We start from the raw sequence: 22,269 nt of genomic DNA, 5'->3' as shown, positions 1-22,269 counted from the left end.
ACCCGGCACCCGGCACCCGGCACCCGGCACCCGGCACCCGGCACCCGGCACCCGGCACCCGGCTCCCGGCTCCCGGCTCCCGGCTCCCGAGGCAGCCTCGCCCGTTCCGACTCGCCGAAGCAGGCACGTCACAGGAGCTGCAACTGTTCCGCCTCCTCCATTCGCTGCTCTGGCACCTCCGTATCCGTCTCCCCTGGCGCAACCGATTCCGTCCGGGTTTCCGCATGCGCACGAGGTGCCCGTGGGTCCAGGCCGTGCCGTCGAAGCAGCGGGGCGACCACTGTGGCCAGCCGTTCTCGGTAGCCGCGGTCGACGTAGCTTCCCTTCGCGTACAAGCGTCGGTATCGCGGGACCAGCTCGGGGTACTCCCGTTTCAACCACGCGGCGAACCACTCCCGCGCGCCTGGTCGCAGGTGCAGCGGCAGGACCGTCACCCGGGTCGCCCCGGCGTCGGCGAGTTGGGAGAAAAGCGGGTCCAGGGCATCCGGCGAATCCGTGAGGTACGGCAGCACCGGCGCGACCATCACGGAGCACGGCAGACCCGCTGCGGCGGCTTTGCGGATCAGATCCAGCCGGGCTCGCGGGGTCGGGGTGCCGGGTTCCAGCCGACGCTGCAAGTCGCCGTCCAGGAGGGCCAGCGACACAGCGAGGTGTACTGGGACCTCCCTTCCCGCCGACTCCAGCAGCGGCAGGTCCCGGCTGAGCATGGTGCCTTTGGTGAGGATCGACAGCGGCGTACCGGAATCGGCCAGGGCGCGGATGATCCCCGGCATCAGGCGGTAGCGGCCTTCGACGCGCTGGTACGGGTCGGTGTTCGTGCCCATCGCGACCGGTTCTCGTTGCCAGTTCGGCCGTTTCAGTTGCGCGGCCAGTACTTCCGGGGCGTTGACCTTGACCACGACCTGGGTGTCGAAATCCCGGCCCGCGTCGAAATCCAGATACGTGTGCGTGTTGCGGGCGAAGCAGTTGTGCGACACCATCCCGTCGGCGATGAAGTCGCCGGTGCCCGTCGTGATGTCGAACAGCGGCAGCTCCAGCCCGGTCGGCGCGACGCTCGCGACTGTGCGCCGGACTCCGCCGATCACGGTGCCGTCCAGGGAGCGTTTCCATTCGACCGCCGGGTCGACCAGGTGCAGGAAGCGCAGCACCTCGCCGGTTCCGCCGGTGAGTTTCGCTTGCCTGCGACCGGGATGTTCGCGGTGGCCGACGGTGTCGTAGCTGAACGAGAACCGGTCCAGCGCGGCGAACAGCATGTCCACGACTTCGTTCTCGTCGTGCGCGATGGAGAGCGTGCCGCGCCGGTAGCCGCCGGCGAGGTCGAAGAGTCCGGCCAGGAATCCGCGCGCCCAATGGGCATCTGGTTCGCGCGGGATCCGCATGAAGCCCACGGAAGAGCCGAAATCGGGCAGGTACGCCAGGGCCCGCGCGGCGGCGTCCGATTCCGCGGCGAAACCGCCGGAGCGCAGCATTCCGCACAGGTATCCGGCGCGGTAGCCGAGCGTGTCGTCCGGCGTGCGCAGGAAGCGGCCGGTGCCAACAAGTTCCGTACCGCGTTCGAGGTGCGGCCTTTGCGCGGTGCCGAGTTTGCTGCCGGTGACGTACTTCCAACCCCGTGCGCTGAGGAATCGATGATCCGGCCCGGCGACGATCCGGGTGCCGTCGTCGAGCGTGACGCGGTACGCCGGGCGCACCGTGGTCCAGTGCGCGAGCACCTCGGTGGGCACGAGCCGGCGTGCGACGCCGTGTCCGCGCGTGCCCATGATCCGGTCGCCCACGCGCAGCTCCGCGATCGGCTTCGCGCGGCCGTCGGCCATCAGCACCGGCGCGTCGCCCTCGAGGCAGTACGTGCACGCGTGCGAGCACCCGCGATACGGATTGACCGACCACCGGAACGGCACCGCGGACGATTCGGGCACCCGGTTCAGCACGGACCGGGCGCGCACCTCGTGAAAGGTGACGCCGCCGAACTCCGGCGCGCGCACCGAGCGCACCACGTCCCCGAAGGCACCGAGACCGGGGAGTGCCGGCTCCTCCTTCCCCGCTCGCAACTGTTCCCAACGCACCCCTACAGTCGAACACATGTTCTAAAGCACTGTCAAACATATGTTCGAACACCGCTCGAACGAGCGAGGCGGGAGCTAACCGGCGAACCGCTCCAGAGCGCGGATCTTGTTCGTCGCGTCGAGAGCGGCCACCTTGTACGCCTCGGACAGCGTCGGATAGTTGAAGACCGCGTCCACCAGGTAATCCACTGTGCCGCCGCAGCCCATCACCGCCTGGCCGATATGCACCAGATCGGTCGCGCCGGTGCCGAAGACGTGCACTCCCAACAGCTTCCGGTCCGTGGTCGACACCAGCAGCTTCAACATCCCGTAGCTGTCCCCGGAAATCTGGCCGCGTGCCAGCTCCCGGTAGCGCGAGATGCCGACCTCGTAGGGCACCGAAGACGACGTCAGCTGCGCCTCGGTCGCGCCGACGTACGAGATCTCCGGAATCGTGTAGATCCCGATCGGCTGCAACGCCCCGATGTCGTTCGCCGGTTCCCCGAACGCGTGGTACGCGGCGAGCCTGCCCTGGTCCATCGACGTCGCCGCCAGCGCTGGGAACCCGATCACGTCCCCGACCGCGTACACGTGCTCGACCGACGTCCGGTAGTGCTCGTCGACCTCCAGCCGGCCGCGCCGGTCCGCCGAGAGGCCCGCGTTCTCCAGCGCCAGCGCATCGGTCATGCCCTGCCGGCCGGCCGAGTACATCACCGCGTCCGCCGGGATCCGCTTGCCGCTGACCAAGGTCGTGACGGTGGCGTCGTCGGAGACCGCGACGTTCGCGACCTTCTCCCCGAACCGGAACGTGACGCCGAGGTCGCGCAGCTGGAACTTCAGCGATTCCACGATCTCCGGATCGCAGAAGTCGAGCATCTGGTCGCGCTGCTCGACCACGGTCACCCGCGAACCGAGCGCGGCGAACATCGACGCGTACTCGATCCCGATCACGCCCGCGCCGACCACGACCAGCGAGGACGGGATCTCCTCCATCGCCAGGATCTCGTCCGAATCGAGCACCCGCGCGGCGTCGAAATCGACGTGGTCCGGACGCGCGGGACGGGTGCCGGTCGCGATCACGACGTAGTCGCCGGTGATCGTGCGCCGGTCGCCGCGGTGTTTGCCGTCGACGAGGACGGTGTGCGGGTCGGCGAACGAGCCGACGCCGCTGATCAGGTCGACGTGGTTGCGCAGCAGCTGCGCGCGCACGACCTGCACTTCACGCCCGATGACATGCTGCGTACGTGCCATCAGGTCGGCGATCGTGATGTCCTGTTTCACCCGATAGCTCGCGCCGTACAGCTCGCGCTGGTTCATCCCGGTCAGGTACAGCACGGCTTCGCGCAGTGTCTTGGACGGAATGGTGCCCGTGTTGACGCACACGCCGCCGACCATCTCCTGCCGGTCGACGACGGCGACTTTCTTCCCCAGTTTGGCCGCCGCGATGGCGGCTTTCTGCCCTCCCGGGCCCGAGCCGATGACGATGAGGTCGTACTCGTATTCGCTCACGGCACTGAGCCTGCGCATCGCCGCCGGTCAGCGCAAGTCTTCACGAGCGCAACGCGCCCCGGCGGCGGTGCAGCTCGGTGACCGATCCGAGCGCGGCGTCGAGTTCCTCGCGCAGCAACGCGGCCTGTTGCCCGGCGACGTCCTCCCCCAGCAACTCCGCGACCCGTCCCTCCTCGAGCAGCTCCAGTGCTTCCCACGGCGACGACGCCAGCTGCCCGCACAGCGCACCCGCCTCGGGCGGTTTCAACTGTTCGGCCAGGCCAGCGGTACCGGCAGCGAGCAACGCGGCCACGACGAGATGCGGCTGAGCGTCCGCGCCGGCGAAGCGGAACTCCAGCCGCGACTTCCCGCACAACCGGATCGAGGCCGTCCGGTCGTCCGGCCCCCAGCGGAGTTCACGCGGCGAGAACGGTGCGGTGCGGAGCCGAACGTAGCTGTTCCACGTCGGCGCCCACACCGCGGACAACGCACGCGCGTCCCGCATCACCCCGGCCAGAAAAGCTCCCAGCGCGAACTCGGCCAGACCGTCCGAAGTGGACAGGGACAGATGGACGTGGCACGAATTTCCCTGCCCGGATTCCGGCGCGGCCAGATAGTCGGCCTGCGCACCGTGCCGCGCGGCCACCCGGCGGGTCAGCATCTGCAGGAGCAACGCGTCGTCGCAGGCCGCGAGCGCGTCCCGGTGCCGCAGGACGACCTCGTACTGGCCCGGATGACACTCCGCCCGCGCCGATTCCACGCCGAGACCGGCCGTCGCGTCCCGCAGATCCGCCAGGAGCGGCGCGAGGCGTTCGGTGCCGCCGAGAGCGTAGTCCACGCCGTGCCCGGTGAGCGGTTCTCCTTGTGCGGTACGGAAGACCACCTCGTGCTCGATCCCGATCGACGGAACCAGGCCGTGCTCCTCCAACCGCGCCAGCTTGCTCCGCAACACGGTCCGCGGCGCGAGCCCAGCCGGTTCGCCGGACGGAAACTCCGCGTCCCCGACGACCGCCCACGTCCGGTCGCCAAGCGGAAACGCTGTCGCCGCATCGAGCCGCACGCGCAGGTCGCCGAACCCGCCGAGATACGGCTTCAGCGGGCCGGCCTCCGGCAGCGGCTCGCGCTCCGGCGTCCAGGCGAAAACGTAGCTGCACACGCCGTATCCGCTGTCCAGGACTTCGGCGGCGAACGGCGCGGCCAGCTCGACCGCCGCGAACCGCGCATGCGGATCAGGAACCAGAAGCACCAGCCGAGCACCGTCCTCGGCCAGCGCTCGACGCAGCACTTCCGCGGCTGCCCAGCCCGCTTCGGCACGCACGGCCAGCGATCGCGGGCCGACCGGACGGTCGAATGGACTCACCAGGCACCGTCCGGATCGGGCGCGTGCAGCGGGTTCGGCACGCGGCCCCAGCGGACGTCGAACTCGTCGTCGCGTTCCACCTTGTCGAAGCCCTCGCCGGCGAGATGCTCGCGGTTGAGCGTGACCCGCTCGACGTCCGGCGCGAACAGCCGGCAGGCGTCGAACCGATGCGCCACCTCGGGGTTTTCGACGCGGTAGCGGCCGACCACCTCGCGTACCAGCGCCCAGAAGCCGCCACGCGCGAAACCGAGGTCGTCCAGCAGCAGTTCCGCCCAGAACCGCAGCTGCCCGGAGAAAACCGAGCTGAACAGCGACTGCGCGAGCAGGTGCGCGGGCCAGCGCAGCATGTCGGCGGCGGCGTCCGGCGGAAGGTCCGCGTAGCAGGGCAGTTCCTCGTCCAGCAGGTCGACTCCCTGCGCGAAGTCCTTGATCGCGATGCGCAGCGGACGACCGTCCGAGTCCACGATGAGCACGAGATTCTGGCCGTGCGGGCAGAATCCGACGCCGTACTGGAGCAGCCAGTGCAGCAGCGGCGTGAGCAGCAGGTCGAACAGCCGCGACAGCCATGCCTCCGTGCCTTCACCGGACTGCATGATCAGCCTGGTCAGCACGGTCTCGCCGGCCCCATCGCGGTACGGCAGCGCGGCGAACGAGATCGCCTGCTCGCCCTCGACGAGCCGGGCGACGAGCGGCTCCCGCCACAACGCACCGAGCGTTTCGTGAAACCGGTACGGCAGCTCTTCCAGCGAACCGAACAGCGGATGCCGCACCGACACGCTCGCGACCTCGCCGAGCAACTCGAAGCGGTACTTCTCGGACAGCAGCGGGTCGGCCGCGTCGATCCGGCGCAGCCATTCGGTGACCGACGGCCCGGCGAGCGTCGCAGCGGAGTTCAGGCCGCGGTAGACGAGCGTGTTCCGCACGGAGACCGCGGTTTTCACGTCGCGCCGGTCCGGGCGGGAGCGGTTGGCGAGGGTCCGCACTGTCTGATGCGGACGGTAGACGTCGCCGCTCTCCCCCAGTTCCGCCATCCGGCCGGTCGCCAGCTCGGCGGCGTAGAGCGTGCCGAGGATTTCGTCGGCCTGCCAAGGGTGCACCGGCACCCAGACGTAGTCGGCGAGCGCGCCGAGCTGCGCCGTGCAGGCGGCGAACTCGGCCCGAGTGCGGTCGTCCAGCTCCTCGCGCAGGAGGGTTTCCGCGTCGAGACCGGCCACGCTGCGGAACTGGGCGAGATCGCGGTGCACCGCGTACCAGCGCAGCCGGATGTCCACGCCGGACTCGGGCGCGTAACGCGCGCGGTCGCGGGCGGAAAACCCGACCCGGCCCTTGTTGAGCACCAGCCGGGGGTGGCCGGTGAGGTGCCCGTCGGCGAGGTTGTAGTCCATCGTGGACAGTGCGGCGGCGGTCGGTGCGCGCCGGAGCCGGGTTGCCTCGTTGGCGACTGTCGAGGTCAGTTCGGCGAGGACGTCGGCCAGCCGCAGACCGGTGAGTCCAAGTGGTTCGCGCGCGTCGACGACCAACGTGCGCGGGTCGTCCGCCGGAGCCTCCACACCGCCAGCGATTCGGACCGCGCTGCCGGGCAGCACTGTCCACGACTCGAACGCGCCTCGGCGTGCTTCGAAGCGATACGAAACGTCGTCGGGCAGATCGAGGTGCCAGCTGCGGTGTCCCGCGCGGGTCGGTTCACCGGGCTCCGGCACGAGCATCGCTTCGTAGGACAGCTCGCCGAGCATCTTGTGCGTGACAAGCGAACCAGCGGCGCGCCAGGCGGCATCGTCGGTCAGGGGCACTGTTTCTCCGTCTGGTTGAGGCCGAATGTGGTGAACGCCGTCCGCTCGGGCAGGTCGTACACTGGTTTTCCGCAGACCGCATTGAGAATCGCGGCCGCCCGCCACGCGCCGAGCCCGAGATCCGGCGCGCCGGGGCCGTGCGTGTGCCGTTCCGCGTTCTGCACGAACAACGGCCCCGGCACGTCGAGTTCGACGCGATAATCGGCACCGATCACGAGCCGGTCCTGCGCATCACGGCGGACCGCGTCGCCAAGACCAGCTAGCAACGGCCCCGTCGGCGTTTCCGCGTAGCCGGTGGCAGCCACCACGGCGGCCGTCCGGTGTGTCGCGGTCGTTCCTTGCTGGACGTGTCGCAGCCCCAGCTCAATCCCGTCACCGGTGGCCGCGGACACCACCTCGACACCCGGTGTCAGCACGGCACCCGGCCAGCCGCCGATGCTCCGGCGGTACAGCTCGTCGTGGATCTCCGCCATGGTTTCGGCGTCGATGCCTTGGTACAGCTGCCATTGCGTCGGCAGAAGCTGGTCGCGCACCGCTTCGGGGAGGCCGTGGAAGTACGCCGTGTAGTCCGGGGTGAACTGCTCCAGCCCGAGCTTCGAGTACTCCATCGGCGCGAACGCCGGCGTCCGCGCGAGCCAGCGCAGGGCGTCCACAGTGGAGCGTGCACGGAGCAGATCGAGGACCACTTCGGCACCCGACTGGCCCGAACCGACCACCGTCACCGAATCCGCGGCGATCAGTTCCGACCGATGCGTGAGGTAATCCGCGGAGTGCAGAGCGAGTACATCGGGCGCGAACACTAAGGGCCGCAATGGTTCCGGCACGCTCGGCTGAGTGCCGACGCCCAGTACGACCGCCGCCGCGAGCACCGGATCCGCACCGTCGACGGTCAGCTCGAACGCCTCTTCCCGGTCGATCCAGCGCAATCCGGTGACCTCGTGCCCAAACCGGCACGACGGCAGCCGGGACGCGGCCCAGCGGCCGTAGTCGTCGTACTCGGCGCGCGGCGGATGGAAGCGCTCGGCGAAGTAGAACGGCAGCAACCGGCCGCGTTCGCGCAGGTAGTTGAGGAAAGAGTGGCGGCTGGTCGGATCGACGAGCGTCACCAGGTCGGCGAGGAACGGCACCTGCAGCGTCGCTCCGTCCAGCAGGAGCCCGGGGTGCCAGCGGAACTCGGGACGCTTGTCGAACAGCACGACTTCCAGCTGGTCGAGCGGATCCGCCAGGGCAGCCAGCGACAGATTGAACGGGCCGATGCCCACCCCGGCGAGGTCGTATCGCCTCACGACGCGACCGGGCTTTCCCGCAGCAGGCTCGCGCGCCGACCAGCCGCGACCGCGGCCACCGCGTCGAGCAGCGCGCGGTAGTCGGCGGGCTTGGCGTGCGGGTGCAGGAGCGTGAGTTTGAGCCACAGTTGCGCCTCGCCGTCCGGTCCGGTCGGCAGTGCGCCGCGACCGATCACCGCGGTGCCGTCCTCCAGAAGCGTGCGACGCACCTGCGCAACCAGGTCGTCTCCCGCCGTCCGCGGAAGTTCGTCCGCCACCCGCGGACGGAAGACCACTGTGGACAGTTCCGGCTCGCCCCAGGCCCGCAGCGCTGCGTGGTCTTCGACCATCGCGTGCACGCCGGAAGCGTTGGCACAGCAGCGTTCCACGAGTGCGCCGATCCCGGAAATGCCGAGGGCGCGCAGCGTCACTGCCATCCGGAAGGCGTCCGGCCGCCGGGAGGTCCGCAGCGAACGGCCGAGCAAATCGGGCAGCCCGGCTTCGGTGTCGTCGTCGGCGTTGAGGTACTCGGCACGGACAGTCAAGGCCTGAAGATCGGTCTCGGCGCGCGCGGCGAAGACGCCAGCAGCGACTGGCTGCCAGCCGAATTTGTGCAGGTCAAGCGCGACCGAATCAGCCAGTTCCAGACCCGCGACGCGAGCGCGGAGGCTTTCGCTGCAAAGCGCGAGGCCGCCGTACGCCGCATCGACGTGCAGCCGCGCTCCGGTCCGGCGGCAGATTTCGGCGATCTCCGGGAGCGGGTCGATCCGGCCGGTGTTCGTCGTGCCCGCGGTCGCGACGACCACGGCCTGCGCACCGAGCGGAGCCAACGCCTCGGCCAGCGCCGACGGAACCATCCGGTCGTCCGCGCACGGCACCACGACCGGCGCGGGCAGCCCGAGCAGCCACGCCGCACGAGCGACGCTGTGGTGCGAATTGGCTCCGCACACCGGCCGCGTGACCGCGGATTCCCGGGCGAGCAACAGACCGAGGAGGTTGGATTCGGTGCCGCCGGAGGTGATGACGGCGTCCGGACGGGCCGCGTCCGGGTAGCAGAGCCGGGCGATTCCGGCGGTGAACTCGCGCTCGATCTCGCTCGCGACCGGGGCCTGGTCCCACGAGTCCATCGACGGGTTCAGCGCGGAGGCGACGACGTCCGCGACGACGGAAACGGCCAGCGGCGGGCAATGCAGATGCGCGGCACACGCCGGGTCGGCCGGATCGGCGGACCCGGCGGCGAGCAGGGCGGAAAGCTCCTCCAGGGCTTGGTCGGCGCCGACGCCGTGCCGTGCGAGTCCGGAGGACTGGGCGCGGGCGAGGGCCGCCGCCACCGCGGCCGGGCCGCCTGCCGGAACGGGACCGCCGCGTTCGGCCGTGCCCGCTGCCAGTCCGCGCAACGCCGCGGGAAGCAACCGGGCCAGCCGGTCCGCGCCGCCGGAGCCGCCGGCCAGCCACTCCGCCGAGGCCACGCCGGGTTCGGAGACCGCCGGCGCTGAGGGCGCATCCGCCATGGAACCGCCTTTCTTAGGGTAAGCTTGCCTTACCTTACCCTGCGCAACAGGACGGACACCCACTGGCAGCCACGCCACGCGAAACGGCCGGTGCTCCACCGCGGGAGCACCGGCCGTTTCGGGACAAGATCAGCGCGGCGGAGCCAGCCCCCGCACCTGTTCGAAGACGTCGCCGCCGGTCGGCAGCACCGCGAGCACCGGCGTGGTCAGTCCGTTGTCCACATAGGACTGCACCTGCTCGCGGCACGATTCGACGCTGCCGTGCAGCACGAGCGAGTCCACGACCTCGTCCGGGATCACCTCGTTCGCCTTCTTCCGCTCGCCCGCGGCCCACGCCTCGTGCATCGGGCGCAGCTGGTCGCCGCGGCCGAGCCAGTCGTGGAAGGCCGCGTACGCGGGCACCGTGAGGTACGACGAGATCAGCATCCGGCCGAGCCCGCGCGCCGCTGCCGCGTCCTCCGTGGGGCACACGAAAATCCGGGCCGCCAGCTCGGCGTCCGGTCCGACGACCTCGCGCACCTTCGGCACGTCCGACGCGGCGAGCCAGTTCGTGATCGCTCCGTCGGCCTCCCCCGCGGCCAAGCGCAGCATGCCCGGCCGCAGCGCCGCCAGCATGATCGACGGAGCCGGATCCGCCGCCCGCTCCAACCGGAACTTGCTGACCGAGAAGGTCTCGTACTCCTCGGTCACCTTCTCCCCCGCCAGCGCCGAGCGCAGGAACCGCAGCGTGTCGCGCGTCCGCTGATACGGCTCGCTGAACTCCGTCGCGTTCCAGCTCTCCACGATCACCGGCGACGACGCTCCGATGCCGAGCACGAACCGGCCCGGTGCCAGTTCCGCCAAGGTGGACGCGCTCATCGCCAGCAGTCCCGGACCGCGCGTGTACACCGGCACGATCGCGGTGCCCAGCCGCAGCTGCGGCGCCCACTGCGACGCCAGCGCGAGCGGCGTGAACGCGTCGGTACCAGCGGTTTCGGCGCTCCAGACGTCGGTGTAGCCGAGATCCGGCAGCTCCTCGATCAGCGCCCGGTGCTCGACGAGCGGGACGCCGGTGAGCGGAATGGTCAAACCCCAGCGGGACATCAGCTCTCCTTCCCGGCCGCGGCCAGTTCCCGGTGGATCCACTCGACCTGCAGCCGCATGAGATTCTCCGCGACCTCCTCGGCCTGCGGCGTCATGTGCGTCGCACCCGCGAGCGGCAGGAAGACGTGCGGACGGCCCTTCGCCAGCAGCGCCGAAGACAGCCGCAGCGCGTGCGCCGGGAAGACGTTGTCGTCGGCGAGGCCGTGCACGATCATCAATGCCCGCTCGAGCGAACCGGCACTCGCGATGAGCGAGTTGTGCTCGTAGCTTTCCGGTTCGTCGTCCGGCTTGCCGAGGTAACGCTCGGTGTAGTGGGTGTCGTACAGCGACCAGTCGGTGACCGGCGCGCCGGCGACCGCCGCGTGGAACACGTCCGGCCGGCGCAGGACGGCGAGCGCGGACAGGTAGCCGCCGTAGGACCAGCCGCGGATCGCGACCCGCTCCAGGTCCAGTTCGGGGTGCGTCTCGGCCGCCGCGTGCAGGGCGTCGACCTGGTCGGCCAGCGTGACGTCGGCGAGCTTGCCCGCGATCTCCTTCTCCCAAGCCGGTCCTCGGCCGGGCGACCCGCGGCCGTCCACGACCAGCACGGCGAAGCCCTGGTCGGCGAGCCACTGCGGAGTGAGGAAAGCGTTGCGGCTCTGCAGAACCCGCTGCGCGTGCGGCCCCCCGTACGGGTCGAGCAGCACCGGCAGCTTGCCCTCGTCCGGCTCGTACCCGCGCGGCAGCACCAAAGCGGCGCGCAGCCGACGTTCGCCGAGCGTGAGCCAGGTCAGGTTCGGCACGATCTCCGGGTCCACAGTGGACGATGCGATGGAACCGATCTCGATGCCGTCGCGCAGCACGGTCACCCTCGGCCCGCTGTGGTCGAGGCTCCACGAGGACAGCACGGTGAGCGCGGCGCTGCCCGAACCGACGTGCACGCCGTCCGTTGGGGACAACCGGCGCACCGTGTCGCCTTCGGTGCGGTACAGGTGCACCTGCGTCGGGTCGTCTTCCGAAGCGGTAAAGAGGATTTCGTCGGCGACGTGCAGCACCATCCGCAGCTGCATCCCGGGCGGCGTGACCGGCTTGCCGTCCACCAGGAGCCGGTGGTCGCCGTCCGCGGCGCTTTCCACCACCAGCTTGCCGTCCGCGGTCCACGCGGGCACGCCCTGGAAAATCTCGACCCAGTGCTCGTCGGTCTCGGTGTGCACCTCGGCGACCGAACCGTCGGACGGGTCCAGCGCCAGCACGGTCAGCCGCTTCTGGTCCCGCGGCTGCACGGCCAGCAGCGGCTGCCCGCCCGCCGACCAATGCACGGTCACCAGGTACTCCCAGTCACCTCGGGCCACATCGACGCGGCTGCCGTCCAGGCCGAGCACGGCCAGCGACACGTCCGCGTTCGGCGAGCCCGCCGACGGATACGCCACGACGTTCGCCGGCTGCTGCGGGTTCGCCGGGTCGCCGATCGTCCAGCGCGGCACCGGACCGCGGTCCGCGCGCTCCACGATCAGGCTGCGCCCGTCCGGCGCCCACCAGTAGCCGCGAGTGCGGTCCATCTCCTCGCCCGCGATGAACTCCGCGAGCCCCCACGTGACGTCCTCGTTGTCCTCGCCGACGAGCACGCGGTCCTCGCCGGTCGCCAGCTCGATCACGTGCAGGCGGCGCTCGCGCACGTACGCGACATGCGTGCCGGTCGGGTTCGGCCGCGGGTCGATCACCGACCCGTCGACCAGGATGCGCGTCTCGCCGCTCGCGAGGTCGAGCGTGTACAGCTTGCCCGACAGCGTGAAGGTGACGACGGTGAACGCGTCGTCGACGCCGAAGGCCACCACGCCGCCGCCAGTCTCCCGGGCCCGTTCGCGGCGCGCCCGCTCCTCCGGCGGCAGGTCCTCGTCGCCGGACACCAGCTCGGCCGCGTCGATCAGCTTCGTCTCCTCGCCGGTCGCGAGGTCGAACGACCACAGGCTGTGCCGCGGGTCGGCGCCGGTGGCGCTGCGCAGGAACAGCACCCGCGAACCGTCCGGGGCGACCCGGAACTGCTTGGGCGCGCCCAGAGTGAACCGCTGGGTGCGGGCCTGCCGGCGGAGGAACGGAACGTCGTCGAGTGCAGAATCGGTCACGACCAGCACTCTTTCAGATGATCAGGCGGACACGCCAACAGCCTGCAGCGCCGCCCGCTGCTCCTCGACGTCGTAGGCCGGCTCGGGGAACTTCGGGTCCATCTCGGCCAGCGTCTCGACCAGCAGCTCGGCGACCGCCCAGTTCCGGTACCACTTGCGGTCGGCGGGCACCACGTACCAGGGAGCGTGCGCGGTCGAGGTGCGCTTCAGCACGTCGGCGTACGCCTTCTCGTACGCGGGCCACTGCCGCCTCGCCTCGACGTCCGACGGGTCGAACTTCCAGCGCTTCTCCGGCCGGTCGAGCCGCGCGGTGAGCCGGCGGAGCTGCTCCTCCGGCGAGATGTGCAGGAACACCTTCACCACGGCCGTGCCGTTGTCGGTCAGCTCCTTTTCGAACGCGTTGATCTGCGTGTAGCGCTGCCGCCGCTCGGCCGCGGAGAGCTGGCCGAGCACGCGCGGGACGAGCACGTCCTCGTAGTGCGAGCGGTCGAAGACGCCGAGGTGGCCCGGCGACGGGAGCTTCTTGCGGATCCGCCAGAGGAAGTCGTGCCTGCGTTCGGCGGCCGTCGGCTTCTTGAACCCGGCGTACTGCACGCCCATCGGGTTCACCAGCCCGAGCACGTGCCCGACCGTGCCGCCCTTGCCGGAGGTGTCCATGCCCTGCAGCACCAGCAGGACGCTGCGGTTGCCGCCCCCGATGCCCTCCGCGTACAGCGCCTCCTGCAACCCGGCGAGCTGCTCCCCGGCGGACTCGAGTTTCTTGCCGCCCTTCGCCTTCTTCCCCGGCCCCACGGGCGACGAAGCCGGGTCCGGCAGCTCGTCGCCCGCCCGGAGCGCGTCGCGGACCCGGTTTCCGTTCTGCTGCTTCTTCGCCATCCCGGGACGATAACCGGACCGGCCGGCGATCCCCGGGACCGTGCCGCGGTCCTGGCGGGTTGTCATCCAGTCGAGCGAGCGACGCAGCGATTCGCCGGTCCGCCCCCTCGATTGCGCAACGAACGACGGGGGAAAGCAACGTTTCCCGGCTGAACTCCCCGCGAACGGCCTCTAGCCTGAACGCATGACAGCGTCCGTCCAGCCTGCCGGCACCGCGCGTCCCACCACCTCCGACGGCTTCATCGCGCTCGACGAGCAATGGAGCACGCACAACTACCATCCGCTTCCGGTCGTGATCGCCGAAGCCGAGGGCGCTTCGGTGACCGACGTGGCCGGCAAGTCCTATCTGGACTTCCTGGCCGGCTACTCCGCGCTCAACTTCGGCCACCGCAACCCCGAGCTGATCGCCGCCGCGACCGAGCAGCTGGGCCGCGTGACGCTCACGTCCCGCGCGTTCCACCACGACCAGCTGGGCCTGTTCTGCCGCGAACTCGCCGAGCTGACCGGCACCGAAATGGTGCTTCCGATGAACTCCGGGGCCGAGGCCGTCGAGTCCGCGGTGAAGGTCGCGCGCAAGTGGGCCTACCAGGTCAAGGGCGTTCCGGCGGGCACCGCGGAGATCGTGGTCGCCGGGTCGAACTTCCACGGCCGCACGACCACCATCGTCTCGTTCTCCGACGACGAGACCGCGCGCGCCGACTACGGCCCCTTCACCCCGGGCTTCGTCCAGGTGCCGTATGGCGACGCGGAAGCGTTGAAGGCAGCCATCACGCCGCGCACCGCGGCGGTGCTGATGGAGCCGATCCAGGGCGAGGCAGGCGTCATCGTTCCGCCCGCCGGGTTCTTCGCCGCCGTACGCAGGCTGTGCGACGAGAACGGCGTGCTGATGATCGCCGACGAGATCCAGTCCGGTCTCGCGCGCACCGGCACTGTGCTGGCGCTGGAGCACGAAGGCGTCCGCGCGGACCTGTACACGCTCGGCAAGGCCCTCGGCGGCGGCATCGTCCCGGTGTCGGCCGTGGTCGGCAGCCGCGCCGTGCTGGGCGTACTCAAGCCGGGCGAACACGGCTCGACCTTCGGCGGCAACCCGCTGGCGTGCGCGGTCGGCCGCGCCGTGGTGCAGATGCTGCAGACCGGCGAGTACCAGAAGCGCTCCACCGAACTCGGCGCACACCTGCACGAACGGCTGGCGAAACTGGTCGGCGACGGCGTCTCGGAGGTGCGCGGACGCGGCCTGTGGGCGGGCGTCGACATCGAGCCGGGCGGCCCGACCGGACGAGCGGCGTCCGAAGCGCTGGCCGAGTTGGGCGTGCTGTGCAAGGAAACGCACGACCGCACGCTGCGCGTCGCGCCGCCGCTGGTGATCACCGAAGCCGAACTGGACCGCGGGATCGACGCGATCGCTCAGGTCGTGCGCGGCTGACTGGCTGGGTGACCGCCGTCTTTTCGGGCGGCGGTCACCGGGTGTGACCGTCGCACCGTGCCGCGAAGCGGTCCGCTCGATGCGCGGCACGCAACACCGTGCTGCTGGACGAACCGCATGCCCTGCGGAGCGGCCACGCATCGACCGCGACGCTGCCGCCACGATGGTGCGGCTGATGCCGATTCATCTGCTTACTGCACTCGGTGTGCCGCTGCCAGAATGCTGTCAGTTCAGGCCGAGACCACTTCGACGCCGCTGAGCGCGGTGTTGTCTTGCTGCTGCCCGTCGCCGGCCGGAACGGTGGGGATGTCGTCGGTGCTCAGACCGGACAGGTAAAGCCCGGCCTCGGCACCGGCTTCCGCGGACTGCCTCTTGCGGCGCGCCGTTTCGATCCTCGTCACCACGGCCTGGCGAGCCCCGCCGGGCAGCCGCACCACGGCGTTCGCACCGGTTTGGACGGTGCCGTCGGTGACCGTGCCGGTGACCACGACTCCGCGCATCGGGATCTGGTAGATCTCGGAGATCCGGAAACGGAAGCTGCCGGACGGGGTTTCGGCCGGACGGCGCGAGAACAACGACATGCGGCAAGCATCGCATCACCCCGGACGGCTGGCTTTCACCGGCTGGCCGCCGCGTGCGCCGCCGCCAGCCGGTCGTGTTCCGGATACGAGGAGAACTTCCGCCGAGGGTCGCCGAACGCGAGGCCGCTGCGCGGGTCCACGAAGGACTCGGAACCGGCGGACCCGTTGTGCCCGAACGCCTTCGCACTCCCGCGACCCCTTCGCCTGGAACTCGAGCGCGTACTGTCCCGCATCCCCGGTCACCAGGTCGCGACCGGTGGAACGGAGCATGGCGAACTCGTCGAGCGTGCGCGGTTCGAGCAACGGCGGCCGTCCGTCCAAACCGGACGCCGCGGCCGCGTAGAGCCCGGCCAGCGCGCGCTGCCGAAGCCTGGCCGGGCGCCCGTTGGCGAAGGCGACCTGGTCGTGCGGCGGGGTCGAACCGAGCCCGTAGCCGATGTCGGCCAAGCTGTTACGGACTCGGCACGGACGCCTGGACCGCCGCGAGTTCCTCCGCGCTCACCTGCCCCGCCAGCACCTCGCGGTACCGGGGTTCCTCCTGCTCCGGCAGCCCGAGAGAGAACTCGAGACCGTACGGTTCGCGGATTCGGGTCTCGAAATGCTCCTGCACTGACTGCCCGGTACCCGCCGGACCACCTCGGCCACGATCGAGAACCGGCGAATCCGCTGCAACCGTAACCAGATCCCGGCCGCCAGAACGGCCCCTACCCGACCAGCCGTCGAGCAATCACCCGGTCGTCCGCGAGTTCCTTCGCAGCAGTCCGCCATCCGCCCCGAGCACGCCGGGACGGTGGGTCAGCACGTCGTGAACCGTGCTCCCGCCCTTGCCTGCGACAGCGAACACTGGCCAGTGGCGCGCGCCCGGCACGTCCAGCACACAGGCCTGCACCACCAGCGCGGTCGCCCCTCGGTCGACGAATAGACACCGGTCAACGTATCCCCCGTGACCTCGCACGCCGAGAGATCGACCACCAGCCGACCGGGTACACGAACCGCTACCTGCACGCCCGCGTTCGCCCCGGCCACCGCGCCGAACTCCTCGCGGACCGTCTCGAAGCCGTTCGCCACAGTCCCGTGAATCTCGATGTCCCCCGTCAGCCCTCCGATCGTCGGTGCCGAAAGGGAGACCCGCGCACTGTCCCGAAGGTGGCTAGGCTTCGCTCTGTGACCGCCAGGCGAACTCTCGCCCTCTTCGCGGCGCTCTGCGCGCTCGCCACGCTTGTGCTGGGACTGCTCGTCGCGCCCTACGCACCCGGCTCGGTGGACCAATGGGCCGAGCGGTCTGCCTCGACGCTGAACCCAGGCTTGCTCAATGCGCTGGTGCTGCCGACCGAGCCGTACGTGCTCATCCCGGCCATCGTCGTCATCGCCGCGCTCTGCCTCTACCGACGGAACCGGCTCGACGCCCTACTCGCCGTGGCAGGCCCGCTCGTCGCCATCGCGCTGAACAGCTGGGCGCTGAAACCCGCCTTCGACCGCTGGAAAGGCGGCACCCTCGTCTACCCGAGCGGGCACACCGTCAGCCTGGTAGCCGTGCTCACCGTTGTAGTACTGCTGGTCCGGTTCAAGGCTGTCGCCGTCGCGGTGGGCGCGGTGCTGGTTTGCTGCGCAGCGGTAGGCATGATCGGCCTCGGCTACCACTACCTCACCGACATCGTCGGCGCAGTTTGCTTCGCAGCCGCCGTGGTTACCGCGCTGCGGGCGGCGCTGTCACCGCGTCGCGCGCGAGAGCCGTCAACCGGCTGATCGCCCGCAGATACTTCTTGCGGTAGCCGCCGTTCAGCATCTCCTCGCTGAACAACTCAGGCAGCGGCACGCCGGACACGACCACCGGAATCGCCCGGTCGTACAACCGGTCCGCCAGCGCGACCAGCCGAAGCCCGACCATCTGGTCCGGCACCGGCGTCACGTGCTTGAGGTGTACCCGCCGAACCCCGTCGAGCAGCTTCCCGTACCGCGAGGGGTGCAGCCGCTCGAGATGCTTCGTCAACGCGCCGAATTCGTCCACAGTGGACCCTTCGTGCGCGGCCGCGGACGCGTCGATCTCGTCGTCGCCGACCGGCGGCGGGGCCTCCGGCAGCCCGCGGTGCCGGTAGTCCGGCCCGTCGACGCGGACGACGCCGAACCGCCGCGACAACGCCTGGATCTCGCGCAGGAAGTCCTCCGCCGCGAACCGCCCCTCGCCGAGCTTGTCCGGCAAGGTGTTGGAGGTCGCCGCGACATAGACGCCCGCGTCGGTGAGTTCCTGCAGCAGCCGGCTGACCAGCGTGGTGTCGCCGGGATCGTCGAGTTCGAACTCGTCGATCGCCAGCAGCCGGTGTTCGGAAAGCCGCGAAACCGCGTTGGCGAACCCCAGCGCGCCGACGAGGTGGGTCAGCTCGACGAACGTCCCGTACGCCTTCGGCCCCGGAGTCTCGTGCCACGTCGAGGCCAGCAGGTGGGTCTTGCCGACGCCGAACCCGCCGTCGAGGTAAAGCCCCATCGGCCCGTCCGGGATCGCCGCGCCGCCGCCGAAGAGCGACCGCAGGCGGGACTTCTTGGCCTTGGCCGCGCCGATCCGCGCGGCGAACGCCGAACACGCCTCGACCGCGGCCGCCTGGCTGGGCTCGTCCGGGTTGGGCAGGTAGGTGGAGAACCGAGCCTCGCCGAACCGCGGCGGCGGCACGAGGGACGCGATCAGCTCGTCGGCCCCCAGCTCGGGAAACCGGTCGGTCAGCGCAGGCGCGGGCATGGTCGGAGAGCCTATCCGGACGGCCCCGCCCTCTTCGGCACGCCTCAGCGCGGCCGCGAACCGCGAATCCCCCGGTCGGAGCCGCCTTCGGCCTCGTCCAGCGCCAACGGGCACAGGCACGTGTGGCGACTCTCACCGGCCGTCGCGCTGAAAGGCAAGCGCCGCTGACCCGAAACCACTCAGCCAAGGACAGCCGGCCGCTCAGGCCGTGCGCACGCGCCGAGGCGGACTGGCCGGTCACGCCGTACCGCCGCCAGCCCCTGCGAGCCGCTGACCAGACCCGCACGGGCCGATCATCCGGCGTACGGGTTCGCGGCACTGCCGCCATCACACGACGGCTCGCCCCCGTTGTCCCCGGTCAAGTCCCCGACCGCACCGGCTGCCCGCGCCGACCGCCCGCCGACTCACCCATTCGAGTGATGCCGCGTGAGTTTTCGCCCGGTCGGGAGGTCTTCCGAACGGGCATGTCCTCGGCGCCGCGAGCCGCTCGCGGCGACACTGGACGCGCCACGTCCGCACACAGGGAGCGAGGAACCATGCCGAGCACGAACCGGCCCGATGTGCCCACCGCTGTCCCGTCCGCCGCGCTGGCGTCGGCCGACCAGACGGACACCGCGGGCCGCACCACGATCTCGTCGCTGGTCGTGCAGAAGATCGCGGCGCTCTCGACGCGCGAGGTCGCCGGGGTGCACGCGCTCGGCGGCGGGGTGTCGCGGGCGATCGGGGCCATCCGGGACCGGATCCCGGGCTCGGGCGCGACCTCCACCGCGGGCGTCGCGGTCGAGGTCGGCGAGAAGCAGGCCGCGATCGACCTCGACGTCGTCGTCGAGTACGGCGCCCGCATCGCGGAAGTCGCCCGCGACGTGCGGCGCAACGTCATCGCCTCGGTCGAGCAGATCACCGGGCTCGAGGTGATCGAGGTCAACATCGCGGTCAACGACGTCCACCTGCCCGGCGAGGAGGACGAACCCGAGTCGAGCCGGGTCGAATGACCTGACCGCCGCGGAGGGCCGCGACCGCCCCGGCCACGCCGCGCGCGCCGCCAGCGCCCGGACCGAACACCGCAGAGCAGGCACCACCTCAACCGCGCAGCACGCACATCCCAGGAGGGCGCACGTTGAACGCTACGCAGACCGGGATCCTCGCCGGGCTGATCCTCGGCCTGGCCGCCACGCAGGGGTTCACCGCTTTCCTGGTGACCTTCGCGGTCGGCATCATCGGGCTCGTGGTCGGCCGGGTCCTCGACGGCGAGCTCGACCTCGGCGACCTGTTCGGAAAGGGCCGGGACAAGTGACCCGGACGGTCGAAACAGGGCCGTCCCGCAGCGACCTCCCGGAACCCGCCGAACGCGGCTCGCTGACCATCGCGCACTCCGTCGTGCGCAAGGTCGCGCAGCACGCCGCCGACCAGGTCCCCGGGACAATGCTCGCCGAACGCCGCGTCGCGGGGGTCAGCGCCGGGATGTCCGGAGCCTCCGCCAAGGTCGGCGGCTCGGACAACGACGTCGAACTGTCCCTCGATCTCGCCTTGCGGTATCCCGCGCCGATTCGGGAAGTGACCGGGCAGGTGCGTGCGAAAGTCGTCGAAGAGGTCGAACGCATCACCTCCTATCACGTGCGTTCGGTCGCGGTGACGGTCACCGCGTTGTTGCCGGACGTGCCGCCGAGGGTGCGATGATGCGCATCCTCGTCCGTCTTCTGTCCACGCTGCTCGGCCTGGCTGTCGCGGCCGGCGGCGCGTTGCTGGCGCTCGAGGTCGGGTGGGCTTGGTGGCAGCCCGGCAAGGCGCCGCTCCTCGTGCCGTGGCCGCGGTGGAAGTCCGCCATCGCCGAGCTCGACTGGACCAGCACGCCGGTGCGCATCGCCGCAGGAATCGCCCTGCTCGCCGGACTGGTGCTCCTCGTGCTGGCGCTCGGCGCCGGCGACCGCGCGGTGCGGATGACCGACCCCGCCGACGGCATCACGGTGAACACCTCCCCGCGAGCACTCGCGCGGTTGGTCGGGCTGGCGGTGCGCGCGGAGGACAACGTGCGCGGAGCCTCCGTGACGGCCAGCGCCCGCCGGGTGCGCGTGCGCGCGACAAGCCGGCTGGAAACCGAGGAACAGCTGCGACCGCGGTTGCTGGAAACCGTCGCGAAGGTGCTGGACGACCTCCCGCTGCAGCGTCGCCCGAAGGTGTCTGTCGTCGTCGACTCTCCGAAGGACCGGTCATGAGCGCTTCCGCGGCGCGTCGCGCGCAAGGCCGTTCGTACGGTGCCGAGCGCACGCTGACCTCCGTGGTCGGCGTGCTCGGGGTGCTGGCGGGTGCCGGTGCACTCGTCGTCGGCATGGGGTGGCTCGGGCAGTTCCGCGGGCACCGGCCGGTGCTCGACCCGATCGCGGTCGGCTGGCTCGGCGACCACGCGCTGTACGCGCGAATCGGCGCGGTGGTCCTCGGAGTTCTGCTGCTCGTGTTCGGGCTGTGGTGGTTTTTCCGTTCGCTGCGCCCGGAACGCCGTCCGGACCTGAAGCTCGACGAGACGATCGGCGAGGAGCTGACCGTCACCGCCGGAGCGCTGGCCGGGGCCGTGCAAACGGACGCGGAGAGCGTTGAAGGGGTTACCCGCGCTCGGGTCCGATCAGTGGGCACGGTGGCCGAACCGGCCTTGCGGATCACGCTCTGGCTGGCCGAGGGCACGGAAGTCCGGCGGGTGTGGGAGGACTTGGACGCGTACGTGCTGACCCGGGCCCGGGAGTCGCTCGGCGTCGAGGCCCTGCCGACCGCGGTGCGGCTCGAACTCGACACGACCGGCCCGGCACGCGTGCGCTGACTCCGCGTTTCGCCCAGAATGCCCGCATGGCCCTCCCTGTGCAGGCACCGATCAAGCCCATGCTGGCGAAGCCGGCGAAAGCCATTCCCGACTCCGGCGGCCTGCTCTTCGAGCCGAAGTGGGACGGGTTCCGCTGCCTGGTTTTCCGCGACGGCGACGAGATCACCCTGCAGTCGCGCGCGGAGAAGCCGCTGAACCGGTACTTCCCGGAGGTTCTCGCCGCACTGCGGGAATCCTTGCCGGAGCGGGTCGTGCTCGACGGCGAACTGGTGGTGGCCCGCGACGGCAAGCTCGATTTCGACGCGCTGACCGAGCGCATCCACCCGGCCGACAGCCGTGTCCAACTGCTCGCCGAGCAGTCGCCCGCGCAGTTCGTGGCGTTCGACGTGCTCGCGCTGGGCGACGAATCGTTTGTGGACGAGCCGACGTCGGCGCGCCGCGAACGGCTCGAGTCTCTGCCGGGCATCGCGCTGACGCCGGCGACGACCGATCCGGAGACCGCGCGGCACTGGTTCGAACTGTTCGAGGGAGCCGGATTGGACGGCGTCATCGGCAAGCCGCTGACCGAGCCGTACTCGCCGGGCAAGCGGGTTTTGTTCAAGTACAAGCATTCGCGCACCGCGGACTGCGTGCTGGCGGGCCTGCGCTGGCACGTGGACGGCGAACCGGGAGAGGCGGTCGGCTCGTTCCTGCTGGGCCTGTACGACGACAACGGGCTGCTGCACCACGTCGGCGTGGTCGGGTCGTTCCCGGTCGCCCGCCGCCGCGAGCTGGCGCAGGAGCTGGCCCCGCTGATCACCGACGGCGAAGGGCATCCGTGGCTCGGCGACGCGGTGCGCGAAGGGCAGCGGATCCCGGGCGGTATCACGCGCTGGCGGTCGAAAGAACAGCCGTGGGTGCCACTGCGGCTGGAGCGCGTGGTGGAGGTCTCGTACGAGCACACGGAGGGCGGCTATCCGTCGCGCTTCCGCCACACCGCTCAGTTCGTGCGCTGGCGGCCGGACCGCGAGCCGTCGTCGTGCGGTTACTCGCAACTGGACGAGCCGGCGCGGTACGACCTGTCGGCGGTGTTCCGAGGCGAGGTCGTGCGCACCCGCTGACCTGCCCTGGACCGCCTTGGCCAGCGCGGACCGGACACGCCGCCGGACCCGCTCACTGGCTTCCCACACCAGGCGTGCCAAGCTCGTCCGAGAGTTCCGCCGAGCAGA

The 22,269-nt window shown here is 70.7% G+C and carries 20 protein-coding genes; 8 read left to right on the top strand and 12 right to left on the bottom strand.

Translation table 11 applies throughout. The features are described 5' to 3' along the window. Positions 1-128: 128 nt before the first annotated feature. From L942_RS09425 to L942_RS09385, 9 genes are all read right to left on the bottom strand, one after another. On the bottom strand, positions 129-2,063 hold the full coding sequence (locus tag L942_RS09425) for an intein-containing Rv2578c family radical SAM protein (protein WP_200862757.1): 1,935 nt from the start codon (positions 2,061-2,063) through the stop codon (positions 129-131). A 75-nt stretch (positions 2,064-2,138) separates the two neighbouring features. Beyond that, positions 2,139-3,569 (bottom strand): Si-specific NAD(P)(+) transhydrogenase, encoded by a 1,431-nt coding sequence (sthA, locus tag L942_RS09420; RefSeq protein ID WP_037357602.1) that lies wholly within the window; start codon positions 3,567-3,569, stop codon positions 2,139-2,141. A gap of 22 nt (positions 3,570-3,591) precedes the next feature. After that, complete coding sequence (locus tag L942_RS09415) at positions 3,592-4,890, bottom strand: glutamine synthetase (protein ID WP_037357600.1); 1,299 nt, start codon at positions 4,888-4,890, stop codon at positions 3,592-3,594. Beyond that, positions 4,887-6,680, bottom strand: coding sequence for an IucA/IucC family protein (locus L942_RS09410; protein ID WP_037357598.1), 1,794 nt, complete (start codon positions 6,678-6,680; stop codon positions 4,887-4,889). The genes L942_RS09415 and L942_RS09410 overlap by 4 nt, the downstream gene beginning before the upstream one ends. Continuing rightward, positions 6,671-7,966 (bottom strand): lysine N(6)-hydroxylase/L-ornithine N(5)-oxygenase family protein, encoded by a 1,296-nt coding sequence (locus tag L942_RS09405; RefSeq protein ID WP_037357596.1) that lies wholly within the window; start codon positions 7,964-7,966, stop codon positions 6,671-6,673. Before L942_RS09405 ends, L942_RS09410 begins: the two co-directional genes overlap by 10 nt. Beyond that, the gene (locus L942_RS09400) at positions 7,963-9,456 is read right to left on the bottom strand and encodes a pyridoxal phosphate-dependent decarboxylase family protein (protein WP_051165833.1); all 1,494 of its coding nucleotides are present in this window, start codon (positions 9,454-9,456) and stop codon (positions 7,963-7,965) included. The genes L942_RS09405 and L942_RS09400 overlap by 4 nt, the downstream gene beginning before the upstream one ends. A gap of 129 nt (positions 9,457-9,585) precedes the next feature. Beyond that, positions 9,586-10,539: an LLM class F420-dependent oxidoreductase gene (locus L942_RS09395; RefSeq protein ID WP_037357594.1), complete on the bottom strand. Its 954-nt coding sequence runs from the start codon at positions 10,537-10,539 to the stop codon at positions 9,586-9,588. After that, the gene (locus L942_RS09390) at positions 10,539-12,641 is read right to left on the bottom strand and encodes a S9 family peptidase (protein ID WP_037357616.1); all 2,103 of its coding nucleotides are present in this window, start codon (positions 12,639-12,641) and stop codon (positions 10,539-10,541) included. Before L942_RS09390 ends, L942_RS09395 begins: the two co-directional genes overlap by 1 nt. Positions 12,642-12,662: 21 nt before the next feature. Beyond that, positions 12,663-13,517, bottom strand: a complete 855-nt coding sequence (locus tag L942_RS09385; protein WP_037357592.1) for a PPK2 family polyphosphate kinase — start codon at positions 13,515-13,517, stop codon at positions 12,663-12,665. A gap of 184 nt (positions 13,518-13,701) precedes the next feature. Between L942_RS09385 and rocD the strand changes: the two genes are divergently transcribed. Beyond that, the gene (gene rocD / locus L942_RS09380) at positions 13,702-14,940 is read left to right on the top strand and encodes an ornithine--oxo-acid transaminase (protein WP_037357590.1); all 1,239 of its coding nucleotides are present in this window, start codon (positions 13,702-13,704) and stop codon (positions 14,938-14,940) included. A 230-nt stretch (positions 14,941-15,170) separates the two neighbouring features. Here the strand turns inward: rocD and L942_RS09375 are convergent, their stop codons facing one another. Continuing rightward, positions 15,171-15,521, bottom strand: a complete 351-nt coding sequence (locus L942_RS09375) for an EF-Tu/IF-2/RF-3 family GTPase (protein ID WP_037357588.1) — start codon at positions 15,519-15,521, stop codon at positions 15,171-15,173. Between the two features lie 451 nt (positions 15,522-15,972). Then, entirely contained in the window at positions 15,973-16,131 is a 159-nt protein-coding gene (locus L942_RS44860) for a hypothetical protein (protein WP_200862756.1), read from the bottom strand. A 554-nt stretch (positions 16,132-16,685) separates the two neighbouring features. Between L942_RS44860 and L942_RS09365 the strand changes: the two genes are divergently transcribed. Further along, positions 16,686-17,267, top strand: a complete 582-nt coding sequence (locus tag L942_RS09365) for a phosphatase PAP2 family protein (RefSeq protein ID WP_037357586.1) — start codon at positions 16,686-16,688, stop codon at positions 17,265-17,267. On the opposite strand, the gene zapE is transcribed toward L942_RS09365, so the two are convergent. After that, the gene (zapE, locus tag L942_RS09360; RefSeq protein ID WP_037357584.1) at positions 17,209-18,252 is read right to left on the bottom strand and encodes a cell division protein ZapE; all 1,044 of its coding nucleotides are present in this window, start codon (positions 18,250-18,252) and stop codon (positions 17,209-17,211) included. The two genes, L942_RS09365 and zapE, sit on opposite strands and share 59 nt — an antisense overlap. Before the next feature lie 536 nt (positions 18,253-18,788). Between zapE and L942_RS09355 the strand changes: the two genes are divergently transcribed. The 6 genes from L942_RS09355 (at position 18,789) to L942_RS09330 (ending at position 22,161) form a co-directional block, all read left to right on the top strand. Next, positions 18,789-19,244, top strand: a complete 456-nt coding sequence (locus tag L942_RS09355) for an Asp23/Gls24 family envelope stress response protein (protein WP_037357581.1) — start codon at positions 18,789-18,791, stop codon at positions 19,242-19,244. Positions 19,245-19,369: 125 nt separating this feature from the next. Then, the gene (locus tag L942_RS44855) at positions 19,370-19,546 is read left to right on the top strand and encodes a hypothetical protein (protein ID WP_009075692.1); all 177 of its coding nucleotides are present in this window, start codon (positions 19,370-19,372) and stop codon (positions 19,544-19,546) included. Continuing rightward, complete coding sequence (locus tag L942_RS09345; RefSeq protein WP_037357577.1) at positions 19,543-19,929, top strand: Asp23/Gls24 family envelope stress response protein; 387 nt, start codon at positions 19,543-19,545, stop codon at positions 19,927-19,929. The genes L942_RS44855 and L942_RS09345 overlap by 4 nt, the downstream gene beginning before the upstream one ends. Then, on the top strand, positions 19,929-20,465 hold the full coding sequence (locus L942_RS09340) for a DUF6286 domain-containing protein (protein ID WP_037357615.1): 537 nt from the start codon (positions 19,929-19,931) through the stop codon (positions 20,463-20,465). The genes L942_RS09345 and L942_RS09340 overlap by 1 nt, the downstream gene beginning before the upstream one ends. Beyond that, positions 20,462-21,061: a hypothetical protein gene (locus tag L942_RS09335; protein WP_037357575.1), complete on the top strand. Its 600-nt coding sequence runs from the start codon at positions 20,462-20,464 to the stop codon at positions 21,059-21,061. Before L942_RS09340 ends, L942_RS09335 begins: the two co-directional genes overlap by 4 nt. Positions 21,062-21,087: 26 nt before the next feature. Next, positions 21,088-22,161, top strand: a complete 1,074-nt coding sequence (locus L942_RS09330) for an ATP-dependent DNA ligase (RefSeq protein WP_037357573.1) — start codon at positions 21,088-21,090, stop codon at positions 22,159-22,161. Positions 22,162-22,269 lie beyond the last annotated feature (108 nt).

It is taken from the genome of Amycolatopsis orientalis DSM 43388 (genome assembly GCF_000411975.1).
GTDB classification, from domain to species: Bacteria; Actinomycetota; Actinomycetes; order Mycobacteriales; family Pseudonocardiaceae; genus Amycolatopsis; species Amycolatopsis orientalis_D.
This window is presented reverse-complemented; position numbering and strand designations above follow the sequence as displayed.